General features: G+C 70.0%; 10 protein-coding genes. All 10 read left to right on the top strand.

What is annotated here, in order from left to right; genetic code table 11:
* Window positions 1-110 precede the first annotated feature (110 nt).
* The 10 genes from ABLE93_RS12805 to ABLE93_RS12760 all read left to right on the top strand — a co-directional run bounded on the left by ABLE93_RS12805 (window position 111) and on the right by ABLE93_RS12760 (window position 14,349).
* On the top strand, window positions 111-818 hold the full coding sequence (locus ABLE93_RS12805) for a TetR/AcrR family transcriptional regulator (protein WP_348840197.1): 708 nt from the start codon (window positions 111-113) through the stop codon (window positions 816-818).
* Between the two features lie 190 nt (window positions 819-1,008).
* Entirely contained in the window at window positions 1,009-2,616 is a 1,608-nt protein-coding gene (locus ABLE93_RS12800; RefSeq protein WP_348840196.1) for a carboxyl transferase domain-containing protein, read from the top strand.
* Between the two features lie 25 nt (window positions 2,617-2,641).
* Complete coding sequence (locus ABLE93_RS12795) at window positions 2,642-3,433, top strand: enoyl-CoA hydratase/isomerase family protein (protein ID WP_348840195.1); 792 nt, start codon at window positions 2,642-2,644, stop codon at window positions 3,431-3,433.
* Window positions 3,430-5,430, top strand: a complete 2,001-nt coding sequence (locus ABLE93_RS12790; protein WP_348840194.1) for an acetyl-CoA carboxylase biotin carboxylase subunit — start codon at window positions 3,430-3,432, stop codon at window positions 5,428-5,430. The genes ABLE93_RS12795 and ABLE93_RS12790 overlap by 4 nt, the downstream gene beginning before the upstream one ends.
* Window positions 5,430-6,335 carry a hydroxymethylglutaryl-CoA lyase gene (locus tag ABLE93_RS12785; protein ID WP_348840193.1) on the top strand — a complete coding sequence of 302 codons (906 nt, stop codon included), beginning with the start codon at window positions 5,430-5,432 and terminating at the stop codon, window positions 6,333-6,335. The genes ABLE93_RS12790 and ABLE93_RS12785 overlap by 1 nt, the downstream gene beginning before the upstream one ends.
* A gap of 190 nt (window positions 6,336-6,525) precedes the next feature.
* A complete protein-coding gene (locus tag ABLE93_RS12780; protein ID WP_348840192.1) occupies window positions 6,526-7,209 on the top strand; it encodes an alginate O-acetyltransferase AlgF in 684 nt (227 codons plus the stop codon).
* A 9-nt stretch (window positions 7,210-7,218) separates the two neighbouring features.
* A complete protein-coding gene (locus ABLE93_RS12775; protein WP_348840191.1) occupies window positions 7,219-8,604 on the top strand; it encodes an MBOAT family O-acyltransferase in 1,386 nt (461 codons plus the stop codon).
* Window positions 8,605-8,607: 3 nt separating this feature from the next.
* Window positions 8,608-9,717 carry an alginate O-acetyltransferase AlgX-related protein gene (locus ABLE93_RS12770; protein WP_348840190.1) on the top strand — a complete coding sequence of 370 codons (1,110 nt, stop codon included), beginning with the start codon at window positions 8,608-8,610 and terminating at the stop codon, window positions 9,715-9,717.
* Entirely contained in the window at window positions 9,714-10,697 is a 984-nt protein-coding gene (locus tag ABLE93_RS12765; protein ID WP_348840189.1) for an alginate O-acetyltransferase AlgX-related protein, read from the top strand. Before ABLE93_RS12770 ends, ABLE93_RS12765 begins: the two co-directional genes overlap by 4 nt.
* A 181-nt stretch (window positions 10,698-10,878) precedes the next feature.
* Window positions 10,879-14,349 (top strand): bacteriophage N4 adsorption protein A, encoded by a 3,471-nt coding sequence (locus ABLE93_RS12760; protein WP_348840188.1) that lies wholly within the window; start codon window positions 10,879-10,881, stop codon window positions 14,347-14,349.
* Window positions 14,350-14,375: the final 26 nt, after the last annotated feature.

Here is a 14,375-nt window from a genome sequence, read left to right as displayed (position 1 = left end):
GGCGGTGCTCGCACTCTGCCACGCGGATCGCGCGTTCGCGCAGTCCGTTCGCGCAATGAAGCTTCACGGGCCGGACCCTGAAGGGGCGGGACATCGAGCGTTAAAAGGCAATGGCGCGCACCATCGGTTCCAACGGCGCACGCACCGCCGAAGCCATCAGGCAGGCGGGCGTCAAGCTCATCTACAGGCACGGCTACGAGGCCATGAGCCTGCGCCAGCTCGCGGGCGAGGTGGGGCTCCAGTCCGGCTCGCTCTACAAATATTTCGACAACAAGCAGAGCCTGCTGTTCGACATCGTGCGCGACCACATGGAGGACCTGCTGGGCAAGGCTGAGGCGGCGCTGGCCGGCGTGAACGATCCGCTGGACCGGGTGAAGGCCTTCTCCGCCTTCCACCTGCGCTACCACATGACCCGCATGGCCCACGTCTTCATCGCCAACATGGAGATCCGCAGCCTGGACGAGGCGCACCGCGCCGTGGTGGTGGGCCTGCGCCGGCGCTACGAAGGCCTGCTGGAGACCATCCTGCGGCAGGGCGCCGAGGAGGGCATGTTCCAGGTGCGCGAGCCCAAGGTCGCGACCTACGCCATCATCTCCATGCTCACGGGCATCTGCATGTGGTACCGCCCCGGCGGGCGGCTGAGCCAGGACGAATTGGTGGAGATCTATACCGGCCTCGTGGTCAGCGGCGTGACCGGCGGGCCGGGCCTTCTCGCCGCGCCCGCTCTGCCGGAGAGCGCCGCCGAACCGCGCACCGCCGTGCGGCAGGCCGAACCCCGAAAGCCCCGTGCCGGCATGGCGAAGGCCGCCCGCGGCTGAGCGAAGAAGCGCGCGCGGAAAGCCCTTGCGCCCACCGGAAAAAAACGTACGATCGTTTCCAAGCCGGCGCTGACCGGCACCGGAGGATGACGCCCGTCTCGACCCCGCGCCCGCGGCGCGCCGGGGCGTGCGTCCTCTCCGGCCCGACGGCAGCGCGATCACGAAGCTCAGACCGGGGGCGAGGGCGCTCATGGCGATCATCGAGGATGCGGTCGACCGCCGCTCCGACGCATTCCGCCGCAACCGGGAGGCCCTGGAGGCCTCCGTCGCGGATCTCCGGGCCGTTGTCGAGCGGATCGCCGAAGGCGGCGGCGAAGTCGCCCGCGAACGGCACCTCAAGCGTGGCAAGCTGCTGCCGCGGGACCGCATCCGCACCCTGCTGGACACCGGCTCGCCCTTCCTAGAACTGAGCCAGCTCGCCGGCTACGGCATGTATGACGACGAGGTCCCGGCCGCCGGCATTATCACCGGCCTCGGCCGCGTCTCCGGCCGCGAATGCGTCATCGTCGCCAACGACGCCACCGTGAAGGGCGGCACCTATTTTCCCATGACGGTGAAGAAGCACCTGCGCGCACAGCGCGTGGCGCAGGAAAACCACCTGCCGTGCATCTATCTCGTCGATTCCGGCGGCGCCAACTTGCCGAACCAGGACGAGGTCTTCCCGGACCGCGAGCATTTCGGCCGCATCTTCTATAACCAGGCCAACATGTCGGCGCAGGGCATCCCGCAGATCGCCGTGGTCATGGGCTCGTGCACCGCGGGCGGCGCCTATGTGCCCGCCATGGCCGACCAGTCCATCATGGTGAAGAACCAGGCCACCATCTTCCTCGGCGGCCCGCCGCTGGTGAAGGCCGCCACCGGCGAGGTGGTGACGGCGGAAGAGCTGGGCGGGGCGGAGGTCCACACCCGCACCTCGGGCGTCGCCGACCACATGGCGGAGAACGACGCCCATGCCTTGGGCATCGCCCGCGCCATCGTCGCCGACCTCAACGCCACCAAGGCGCACAGCCTCGACATCCGCGAGCCGCGCCCGCCGCTGTACGACGCGAAGGAGATCTACGGCATCGTCTCGGCGGATCCCAAGCAGCCCTTCGACGTCCGCCAGATCATCGCCCGCATCGTGGATGCTTCAGAGTTCGACGAGTTCAAGCCGCTCTACGGCCCGACGCTGGTGACGGGCTTCGCCCGCATCTTCGGCTATCCGGTGGGCATCATCGCCAACAACGGCATCCTCTTCTCGGAAAGCGCGCTGAAGGGCGCGCATTTCGTGGAATTGTGCTGCCAGCGCAATATTCCCCTGGTCTTCCTGCAGAACATCACCGGCTTCATGGTGGGGCGGAAATATGAGGCGGGCGGCATCGCCAAGGACGGCGCCAAGTTCGTCACCGCCGTCTCCTGCGCCAGCGTGCCCAAGTTCACCGTGGTGATCGGCAATTCCTTCGGCGCCGGCAATTACGGCATGTGCGGCCGGGCCTTCGATCCGCGCTTCCTGTGGATGTGGCCCAATGCCCGCATCTCGGTGATGGGCGGCGAGCAGGCGGCGGGCGTGCTGGCGCAGGTGAAGCGCGACGGCATCGAGGCCCGCGGCGGCGCGTGGACGGCGGCGGAGGAAGACGCCTTCAAGGCCCCCATCCGCGCCCAGTACGAGCTGCAGGGCCATCCTTATTACTCATCGGCCCGGCTGTGGGACGACGGGGTGATCGACCCGGCCGACACCCGCATGGTGCTGGCCCTCGCCATCTCCGCAGCCCTCAATGCCCCCGAGAAGGAGACGCGCTTCGGCGTGTTCCGCATGTGATGGGTGGGCACGAAAGGCGGAACACATGAGCGCCTCAAGCACCGGCCTCACCACAATCGTCGAGGACGGGGTCGCCGTCCTGACCCTCGATCGGCCGGAGGTGCGCAACGCCTTCGACGATGAGCTGATCGCCACGCTCACCTCAGCCTATGAGGCGGCAAGCGCGGACCCGGCCGTCTTCGCCATCCTGCTGCGCGCCAACGGCCCGCTCTTCTGCTCCGGCGGCGACCTCAACTGGATGCGCCGGATGGCGTCGTACTCGCGCCAGGAAAATCTGGCGGACGCCATGGCGCTCGGCCGGCTCATGCGCACCATCGACCTCAGCCCCAAGCCGACGCTGGTGCGCGTCCACGGCTCGGCCTTCGCCGGGGCCACCGGGCTCATCGCGTGCAGCGACATCGCGGTCGCGGTGCCGGAGGCGGAATTCGCCGTCACCGAGGTGCGCATCGGCCTCATCCCGGCGGTCATCAGCCCCTATCTGGTGCGGGCCATGGGCGTGCGGCAGGCGCGGCGCTATTTCCTCACTGCCGAACGCTTCTCCGCCGCCACCGCGCTGGAGCTGGGTCTCGTCCATGAGGTGGTGCCGGCGCAGGAGCTGGACGCCGCCATCGCCCGCCATCTCAAGGCGCTGAAGGCGGCGAGCCCCGCAGCGATTGCCGCCACCAAGGCGCTGGTCGCCGCCGTCGACCGGCCGGTCGACGCCGCCGTGGTGCAGGACACCGCCCGCCGCATCGCCGATCAGCGCGGCAGCGCCGACGGGCGCGAGGGCGTCACCGCCTTCCTCGAAAAGAGAAAACCCAATTGGGGGACCGCATGATCCGTCCCATCCGCACCCTGCTCGTCGCCAATCGCGGCGAGATTGCCGTGCGCGTGATGCGCACCGCCAAGGCCATGGGCATCCGCACCGTCGCCGTCTATTCGCAGGCCGATGCCGATGCCCTGCACGTGGCGGTGGCCGACGAGGCCTATCCCATCGGCCCCGCCCCGGCGCGCGAGAGCTATCTCAGGGTCGACGCCATCCTCGACGCGGCGAAGACGAGCGGGGCGGACGCCATCCATCCCGGCTACGGCTTCCTGTCGGAGAATGCGGAGTTCGCCGAGGCGTGCGAGCGGGCCGGTATCGTCTTCGTCGGCCCCCCCGCCTCGGCCATCCGCGCGATGGGGTCCAAGAGCGCCGCCAAGGCGCTGATGGAGACCGCCGGCGTGCCGCTGGTGCCCGGTTATCACGGCGAGGACCAGGACGCGGGCCTCCTGGCTCGTGAGGCGGCGCGCATCGGCTTTCCCGTGCTCATCAAGGCGTCCGCCGGCGGTGGCGGCAAGGGCATGAAGGTGGTGCGCGCGGCGGATGAGTTTCCCGACGCCCTCGCCTCGGCCCAGCGCGAGGCCAAGAGCGCCTTCGGCGACGACAAGGTGCTGGTGGAGAAATATCTCACCACCCCGCGCCACATCGAGGTGCAGGTCTTCGCCGATAGCCACGGCAACTGCGTCTATCTCCACGAGCGCGACTGCTCCATTCAGCGCCGCCACCAGAAGGTGGTGGAGGAGGCTCCCGCCCCGGGCATGACCCCAGAGCGCCGCGCCGCCATGGGCAAGGCGGCGGTGGATGCCGCCAAGGCCGTGGGCTATCGCGGCGCCGGCACGGTGGAGTTCATCGCCGAGGGCGACAATTTCTATTTCATGGAGATGAACACCCGCCTGCAGGTGGAGCATCCGGTGACGGAGGCCATCACCGGGCAGGATCTGGTGCAATGGCAGATCCGCGTCGCCCAGGGCGAGACGCTGCCGCTCAAGCAGGAGGAGATCCCCCTCGTCGGCCACGCCATGGAGGTGCGCCTCTATGCCGAGGACCCGGCGCGGGACTTCCTGCCCCAGGTGGGCCGGCTCGATCATCTCGTGCTGCCCTCCCATCTCGACCACACGCGCGTCGATACGGGCGTGCGTGCGGGCGATGCCGTCTCCATCCATTACGATCCGATGATCGCCAAGATCATCGTCTTCGGCGCCGACCGGCTGGAGGCGGTGCGGCGGCTGGAGGCCGCGCTGGCGGCCACCGAAGTGGTGGGGCTCGCCACCAACCGGGTGTTCCTCAAGGCCATCGCCGCCCATCCGGCCTTCGCGGCGGCGGAGCTCGACACCAATTTCATCGCCCGCCACCAGGATGCGCTGCTGCCCCCGCCGCAGCCGGTGGACGACACCGTGCTCGCCCTCGCCGCCTTGTTCGTACTGGAGGAGGAGGCGCGCCAGTCGGCGCAGAGCGTGGACGCCGCCGACCCGTGGTCGCCCTGGGGCCTCGCCCCCGGCTGGCGGCTCAACCGCGACGCCCATGTGGACCTCACCTTCGCCGACCGCGAGCGCCGCATTGTCGTGCGCGCCCATTTCCGCCCCTCGGGTTTCGCCTTGGCCCTGCCCGGCGGGGACATGAGGGTGGAGGGCGAGGCGGCCGAGGACGGCAGCCTGCGTGCCCGGCTCGACGGCGTCGCCCTCTCCGCCCGGGTGATCCGCACGGGCTCGCGCCTCACCGTCTTCGTGCGCGGTGCAGAGCATGCCCTCGACGTGGTCGACCCACGCCTCGCCTCGCAGGCGGCGACGGGCACCGCCGGCCGTCTCGTCGCCCCCATGCCCGGCACCATCATCCGCATCGCGGTGGCGGAAGGGCAGGAGGTGGCGAAGGGCGCCGCACTGGTGGTGGTGGAAGCGATGAAGATGGAGCATACCGTCGCAGCGCCCCGCGACGGGCGGGTGAAGGCGCTGAAATTCGCCGTCGGCGACCTCGTGGACGAGGGCGCCGAGCTGCTGGTTCTGGAGGACGCGTGATGGCGAGGCCCCAATCCGTTCGCATCGTCGAGGTCGGTCCTCGCGACGGGCTCCAGAATGAGCCGGGGGTGGTGCCCCTCGCCGCCAAGGTGGCGCTGATCGACGCCCTCGCCGATGCCGGACTGAAGGTGATCGAGAGCGGCTCCTTCGTGTCGCCCAAATGGGTGCCGCAGATGGCCGACACCGCCGCTGTCCTGGCCGAGATCGACCGGCGCGAGGGCGTGCGCTACCCGGTGCTTGCGCCCAATCTGAAGGGCCTCGAGCTGGCTTTGGCCTCGGGTGTGGAGGAGGTGGCGGTGTTCACTGCGGCGTCGGAGGCGTTCGCCGCCAAGAACATCAATTGCACCATCGCCGAGAGCCTGGAGCGCTTCACCCCGGTGCTGGACCTCGCGCGGGCGCGCGGCATCGCGGTGCGCGGCTATGTCAGCTGCGTCCTCGGCTGCCCCTATCAGGGCGAGGTGCCGGTGGCCAAGGTGGTGGAGGTGTCCGAGGCGCTGGTGGCCATGGGCTGCTATGAGGTTTCGCTGGGCGACACCATCGGCGTCGGCACCCCGGCCAAGGCGCGCGCCATGGCCCAGGCGGTCGCCGACCATATCGGCCTCGCCCGCACCGCCATCCATTTCCATGACACCTACGGGCAGGCGCTGGCCAACGTGCTCGCCTGCCTGGACATCGGCGTCGCCACTGTCGATGCGGCGGTGGCGGGCCTCGGCGGCTGCCCCTACGCCAAGGGCGCGTCGGGCAACCTCGCCACCGAGGACCTCGTCTATATGCTGAATGGCCTCGGCATCGAGACCGGAGTGGACCTCGACCGCCTCGCCGCCGCCGGCCGCGCCATCACGGCGGCGCTGGGCCGCACGCCCGCCTCCAAGGTGGCGCAGGCCATGGCCGCCAAGGCCGCCTGAGATCCGGCGCCGTCGCGCCTGTGCGAGACTGCGCTGCGCCCGGCGTAGGCCGGTCGAGCGGTGGCGCGGGCGGCCGGCTTCCCGTAACCTTAACCGGCGACGAGGGGGCGGCGGCGTTGCCAGGGCACCGCGCACCCCGTATCTGTCGCATCTTGCCCGCCGTCTGCGGCCAGATCCGGGGTCTGCCTTCATGTCCGCGTTCCTATTCATTGGTCGACGGATCGCTGCCGGCCTCGCCGCCGTCGGCTGCATGCTGGCGCCGGCCGGCGCGCAGGAGCTGACGCGGCTCTATGCGCCCAAGCCGCCGGCCGGCTCGGCCTACGTGCGGGTGGTGGATCTCTCCGCCGGCGGCGCGCCCATTGCCATCGGCAGTGCCGCCGCAGCACCGGTCCCCGCGGGGGACACCGCCACCATCTACCGCATCGTGAAGGGTGGCGCGCCGCTGTCCGTCAGCGTCGGCGGCAAGGCGGCGGAGGGCACCCTCGTGCCGGCGGCCGATGCTTTCTCCACCATCGTCGTCCCCCCGCAGGGCCCGGCGGTGGTCATCACCGATCCGACCGAGGGGCGCAACGACCTCAAGGCGCAGCTGCGCGTCTACAATCTGGTGCCGGGCTGCGCCGCCGCGGTGACGGTGGCGGACGGCGGGCCGACCGTGTTCGAGAACGTCGCCACCAATGACACCCGCCAGCGCGCCATCAACCCCATCGAGGCGGTGCTCGTCGCCTCCTGCGGCGCGGCGGTGGCACCGCCCCTGAAGCTGCCGCCGCTCAAGGCGGGCGACCATTACAGCCTGTTCCTGAAACCCGGCGCGGCCGCGCCGAGCCTGACCGGCCAGCGCGACGAGACCGAGCCCTATCGCGGCGCGGGCAACTGACCGGCTGCCATGGTCTTCGCGTCCGACAGCTTCCTGTTCCTGTTCCTGCCGGTCTTCCTCATCGTCTATGCGCTGACGCCCGGCGTTGCGCGCAACCTCGCCATCCTCGCCTTCTCCTGGCTGTTCTACGCCTGGTGGCGGGCGGACTTCCTTCCCCTCATCGTCTCCATCGCCATCTGGTCCTGGGCCACGGGCCTGTGGATCGCCCGCGCCGAGGGCGCGGCGCGGCGGCAGGCGCTGGTGGTGGGCATCGTGTGGCCGCTCGCCTCCCTGGTCTGGTTCAAATACGCCAACATGTTCGTCCACTCGGGCGAGGCGCTGACCGCCTCCGTCTGGGGCTGGGAGGACGTGCTCCTGCCCATCGGGCTCAGCTTCTTCGTGTTCGGCGCCATCTCCTATTCCACCGACGTGTTCCGCGGGACGGTGAAGGCCGAGCCCTCGTTCGTGAACTACGCCACCTACCAGTCCATGTTCGGCCACCTCGTGGCCGGCCCCGTGGTGCGCTACGAATGGGTGGCGCAGCGCCTCAGGGAGCGCACCTTCCACCGCGCCGAATTCATGTTCGGCGTGGAGCGCTTCATGCTCGGCTTCGCCCAGAAGGTGCTGATCGCCGACACCCTCGCCCCGCTGGTGGACGCGGGCTATTCCATCGCCGAGCCGACGACGGTGGACGTGCTGCTCACCGTCACCGGCTACACCCTGCAGCTCTATTTCGACTTCTCCGGCTACAGCGCCATGGCCATCGGCCTCGGCCTGATGGTGGGTCTGAAATTCCCCGAGAATTTCGACAATCCCTACCTTGCCGCGTCGCTGTCGGATTTCTGGCGGCGCTGGCACATCTCGCTGTCCAGCTGGCTGCGCGACTATCTCTACATCCCCCTCGGCGGCAATCGCGGATCCACCGGCCGGGTCTCCATGAATTTGCTCGTCACCATGGGCCTTGGCGGCCTGTGGCACGGGGCGAGCTGGACGTTCCTGGTGTGGGGCCTGTGGCACGGCTTCGGCCTCATGGTGGGCCGGATCTGGAAGAGCTTCGGTCTGCCGGGGACGGGCCCGCTCGTCGGCCACATCCTCACCCTCGCCTTCGTGATGGTGGGCTGGGCGCTGTTTCGGGCGCAGAGCTGGAACGAGGCGGGGGTGATCTTTTCCGGCCTCTTCGGCGCCAATGGCGTGCCGATCTCCCCCGCCCTCGGGGCGGCGATCCGGCCCATCGAGGTGGCGGCGCTGGTTCTGGGCATCGGCCTGGTCTATCTGCCGAAGGTCCTGCGCATCGACCCCTCCGCGCCCAATCCCGGCCATGCGATTAGGGCCTGGAGCGCGCTGCCTTTGTTCCTGTTCGCGGTGTTCGTCCTTCAGGGGCGGATTGTCGTGCCCTTCCTCTATTTCCAGTTCTAGGCGATGACCGGTCTCGCCCGCACCCTCGCCACCCTCGCCTTCCTGGCGCTCATGTTCGCCGGGCTGGCCTTCGTGCTGGCGCGCCTGACGGGCCCGGGCGCCGCGCCGGTGGTGGCGGCCGCGACGGTTCGCAACGTCCTGAACGGCGGCCTGGGCGCCGCGGTGGACAAGCAGGTGGTTGCGTCCCTGCCGAAGACCGAGACGCTGGACGATCTCGCCAGCGGACTCTCCTATCTCGTCTTCAAGGATGCCGGCGCGCAGGTGCGGGCCGGCTGTCCCGACTGGCTGTTCCTCGCCGAGGAGCTGACCGAGGTGAAGGGTGGGGCGGCGCATCTCGCCGCCCGCCTGCGGCTCGCCGCGCGCATCGCCGACGACTTCGCCCGGCGCGGCGTCGCCCTCGTGGTGCTGCCCGTGCCGGACAAGGCCGAACTGGCACCCGAGGGGCGCTGCGGCCTCGCGGTGGCGCGGCAGGCGGCCGAGCGCAGCGCCGCGTGGCGCACCGGCAGCGCCGGCCTCGCCCTCGCCCAGGTGGACATCGCCGCCGGCTGGCCAAAGGACGCGGTGCTGCGCACCGATACCCACTGGAACGTGACGGGGGCGCGCTACGCCGCCGCCCGCGTCGCCGCAGCGGTGGCGGCGCGGCTCGGTCCCGGCGACACCAGGGTGACTTTGGAAGAAGGGGCGTCGCAGCCGCGTCCCGGCGACCTCATGCGCCTCGCCGGCCTCACGCGCACCTATCCCTGGTCCGGGCCGCAGCCGGACCTCGTGCCGCAGGTGACGGCGCGCATCGCCCGCTCCGGCGGGCTTCTCGACGATGTGGCCGGTCCCGCCGTGCTTTTGGCCGGATCGTCCTATTCGCTGAACTCCGGCTTCGCCGACCTGCTCCAGGCCGCGCTCGGCCGCGAGGTGGCGCAGAAGAGCAGGGAGGGCTCGGGCTTTGCCGGGGTCCTGCTGGACATCCTCGATGCGACGCCCCAGATGCTGGACGGCGTGAAGCTCGTGGTGTGGGAATTTCCCATGCGCGCGCTCACCCAGCCCTTGACCGACGCCGAGCGCCGCCGCCTCGGGGGCGAACCGACAACGACCGCCGCGCCACCGGGAGATGTGAGATGATGCTTCGCCCCTTCAGCCGCCGCACCCTCATTGCCGCGACGCTCGCCCTCGGGGCGGGCCTCGGCGCCGGTCCGGCCTTCGCGCAGGGCCCGTCCATCATCACGGGCAAGGACGGCTGGCTGTTCCCCGGGTGGGAAAGCCTCACCGTGCTCAACCGCGCCGCCATCGGCGCCAACATCACCCTCCTGCAGGATGCCAAGACCGCGCTGGCCACCCGCGGCACCACCCTCATGGTCATGGTGGTGCCGCTCAAGGCGAGTTTCTACAAGGAGAAGCTCCCGGACGGCACGACCATCTCGGCGGACGTCGCGGGCCAGTACGATCTCATCCTCGACCAGCTGAAGAAGGCCGGCATCGACACGGTGGACCTTCGCGCCGCGCTCAAGGGCGTGCAGACCGGCCGACAGACGAGCTTCTACCGCGCCGACTACCACTGGACCGCCTGGGCCTCGGAAGCCGCCGCCGACGCGGTGGCGCAGGCCATCAAGGCGAAGGTCGCCAAGCTCGCCGGCAGCCCGCCCGGCGAAAAGCTCGGCGAGTGGGTGACGCAGCGCCATCTCGGCGATCTCGCCCAGCGCTTCCTCACCCCCGACCAGCAGAAGCAGATCGGGCCGGACCTCTACACCGTGCGCACGCCGCAGGCCGCCAAATCGTCGCTGGTGGACGGCGGGCCGGCGCCGGTCCATGTGGTCGGCAACAGCTTCGTCCAGCCCTACCTCGGTTTCCCGCAGAAGCTCTCCAACGCCCTCGACCGGCCGGTCTCCCTCACCTGGAACCCGGGCAACGTCGGCCCCTGGGCGACCTTCCTGCAGTATGTGGGCTCGCCGGACTTCGCCAAGTCGCCGCCGCAGGTGCTGGTGTGGCAGTTCAACGAGGGGCCGTTCCACAGCGGCCCGCAGGCGACCGACCAGTGGGACGCCCCGTCCATCATGGCGCCCCAGGCATGGCGCGACCGCATGCTGGCGGCCGTGCGCCGCTAGGGGGGTGGACGCTCCCGCGCCTGCCCGCTTTGTCCCGTGCTCCATGCCTCCCGGGGGGGCTTTGTTTACGATCTGCTAACACTTGTGAATCCCAAGTAAACAAACCCTTTACGCCCCGTTATCTTCGCGATTCTTGTTAAGGTTAACTGCGGTTTAAGTAATCGCCGGCATGGTGATCGCCATGACCCTCGCGATTCCATTCGGCTCCACATGCCCCTCCCCCAACGGACGGGCGAAGCTTCACCGGCGTGTTGCCGTGGGATTGATGCTGGCGGTGTCGGCCGCCGCGCTGACGATCGCCGGCACGGCGCACGCGCAGGTGGAGCCGCCCGCGCTCACAGGCGCCGCCTGGGCCGCCGCCGACCGGGCCTATGCCGCCCAGCGGGAAAAGAAATACGCCGAGACGGTGGTCTACGTGCGCGAGGCGCTGAAGCTGCGGCCCGACGTGCCGCGCCTCTGGCTGCTGCTCATGGATGCGCTGGAGGCGCAGGGCAAGACCGCAGAGGCGGTCGCCGCCGCCCGTGAGGCGGTCGCCGCCGGCATCACCGACACCGCCCTCACCGCGCGCCTTCGGGCACAGAGCAAGATCCTGGCGCAGGCGCCCTCCCTCGCCGCCAACAAGGCGCTGGAGGCGGCCAATCCGAAGGCCGCCATCGAGGAGGCGCGCAAGGCCATCGCACTGGTGCCGGACGACCTCAGCTATCGTATGCTGCTGGTCTACGCCCTCATCGCCGACAACCAGATCGAGGCTGCGGAGAAGGCGGCGGGCGAGGCGGTGGATGTCGACGCCCAGTCCTTCCTCCCGCGCACCCTGCGCGGCTATCTGCGCGTCCGCCTCGGCCGCGTCGCCGAGGGCGAGCAGGATTTCGACACGGCCTTGAAGGATGAGGTGCTGGCCGGCGCGACCGCGCGGGACGTGCGCCTCGTGATGGCGGACGCGGCCATCGCCGCCGGTCATCCGCAGCGCGCGCTGAAGCTGCTCGATTCGGTGGAGCCGGAGCCCGCCGTGCAGGCCCGCCTCAGGGTCGCGCGGGCGCAGGAGCGCAATCCCCGCAGCGTGCCGGACAATGCCACCCGCACCCTGCCCGTGCCCTACCAGAAGTGCGTCGACACGCCCTACGGCCCCTCGTGCAGCCTGGTCCCGGCCACCACCCCGCCCGGCGGCGGGGTGAACGACACGCCCGGCTACGATGCCGCCTTGGAGGCCTTCACCGCCTTTCGCGACGGCAACGACGCGCTGGCCGAGACCCGCATCCGCGAGGCGCTCAAGGACAATCCCGGCAACAGCACCTGGCGCCGGCTCCTGGTGGACATCCTCGACCGGGCCAAGAAGTACAAGGAGCTGGATGTCGCCATCCGCGACGCCATCGCCCAGGGCGACGGCGACCCGACCCTCGTCGCCTTGCGGGCGGCCAACGAGAAGCGCCTCGCCGAGCCGCTGGCGGCCCAGGCGATCAAGGACATCGGCCGCGGCAAGGTGCCGGCCGCCATCACCGCCGCCAAGCAGGCGGTGGAGCGGGCGCCCGATTCCCTGGTGTTCCGCATCGTCCTCATCAACGCCTTGATGGCGGCCGACCAGTTCAAGGAGGCGGAGGCCGCCTCCGCCGGCGCGGTGGCTGACAATCCCAATGAGCCGCTGCCGCACATCCTGCGCGCCTATCTGCTGCAGAAGATCGGGCAGCGCGACGAGGCGGTGAAGGAGTTCGACACGGTTCTCGCCAGCAACGTTCTGACCGAGCTGGAGGATCTGAATTACCGCCTGATCGCGGCCAATGCGGCCATGGCGGCGGGCCAGCCCGACGCGGCGCTGAAGGTGCTCGAGCCCCTCGACGCCGAGCGCAACAAGGAGGTCGGCGTCCTGCGCAAGCAGGCGGAGGCGCAGGCGAAGGCGACCAACCCGCAGCGCCCGGCCCTGGTCCAGCCCGCGGTGCTGTGCCAGCCCACCTCCTACGGCGTCATCTGCTCGGTCTTCGCCGGCCAGAGCCTGATGGCCCCCGGGGTCGCCGGCCTCAATCCCGCGGCGCCCGGCTATGCGGCGGCGAGCGCGGCCTATGCCGCCATGGCGCGCAAGGACTATTCCACGGCGGTGGCCGAGGCACGCCGCGCGGTCGATGCCGATCCCGGCAACCGCAACTACCAGATCCTGCTGCTCAACGCGCTGACCACCGCCGGCCGCTTCGCCGAGGCCGAAACCGTGGTGAACCGCCTGCTGGCGGCCAATCCGCGGGATGCGACGCTGCTCGTGCAGCGCGGCAATCTTCGCCTCCAGTCGCGCGACTATGCCGGCGCCATCCAGGATTTCCGCGCGGCGCTCGCCTCCCGAAACCTGATGGTCTCGCAGATTCGCATCGTGCGGCTGAGCCTTGCCGACGCGGCGCTCTCGGCCAAGCAGCCGGAAGTCGCCATCTGGGCGCTTCAGCCCATGATCAATGAGGACAGCTACGAGGTGCAGGCGCGCCTCGGCTTCGCCTACCTCGCCATGGAGGACAAGGAGGGCGCGCTCGCCGCCTTCACCCGGGCCGCGGCGCGGGCGCGCAACGGCCAGGAGCGCATGTCGATGCTCACCGCCCGCATCGGCGTGCTGAACCAGCTCGACCGCAAGGAGGAGGCGCGCCAGATCTTCCTGGAGGCCTACAATTCCGGCGCCCTGCGCGGCATGAAGCCGGTGGACCTCGCGGTGCTGGCGAGCCAGGCGGGCGAGGACGATCTCGCCTATGAATACTTCTCCGAGGCCAACAGCCGCTGGCAGCTGCGCGGCACCAACCTCGTCAATGCCGGCTACAACGCCCGGCGCACCTACCACAATTCCGAGGCGGTGGACTATTTCAAGTCGGCCATCGACGAGGCGCGCGAGGGCAAGCTGAAGCTCGAGCCGCAATATCTCTTCGGCCTCAAGCGCGAGGTGGCGGAGCTGACGCGCACCTGGGGCGCCTATCTCTCGGTGAGCTACGGCCCGGTGGGTGTCGCCCCCGGCTCCTTCCTCGCCGCGCCGTCCCCGGGCGCCAACCGCACGGTGGGCGCGGGCGGTGAGATCTACTGGCGGCCGCCCGGCATCGGCTATCGCGACGGGTCGATCTTCGAGCTGTTCGTGCGCGGCTTCTCCACCCTCTACGACGAGTCGGGCGGACCGACGGGCTTCGGTACCATCCAGGGCTCCGCGGGCGCCCGCTGGAAGCCGCTGAAGAGCGAGAACCTGGTGTTCGAGGTGTCCTATCTCTTCCCGGTGGGCCAGTATTCCCGCGAAGATATGCTGCTGCGCGCCGCCTATTCCAAGGCAGAGGGCACGGATCTGCGGGTAGACGTGGACAATTGGCGCTCCTGGCAGATCTATGCCGACTACAATTACTACGTCAGCCTGCCGCAGACGATCGCCACCTTCGAGGCGCGCTACGGCCATGCCTTCCGCCTGGATGCCTTCTCGGACCGGCTGGTGCTGTGGCCCTATCTCGCCATCGGCGGCGGCTACGACACGGGCCTTGCGACGCCGTTCGCGCTCGGTGCCGGCCCCGGCGCCACCCTGCGCTACTGGTTCAACGAGGATGAATACGCGGCGCCCCGCTCCTATCTCGACCTGACACTGCAATATCGCTTCAAGCTGGCAGGCGACGACCGGGCGGAAGGCCTCTTCGCCGGCGCCTTCCTCTCCTACTAGGCCAAGGCGGGCGGGGCCCAGGGCGC

It is taken from the genome of Xanthobacter pollutisoli, assembly GCF_040044995.1.
Lineage (GTDB): Bacteria > Pseudomonadota > Alphaproteobacteria > Rhizobiales > Xanthobacteraceae > Xanthobacter.
This window is presented reverse-complemented; position numbering and strand designations above follow the sequence as displayed.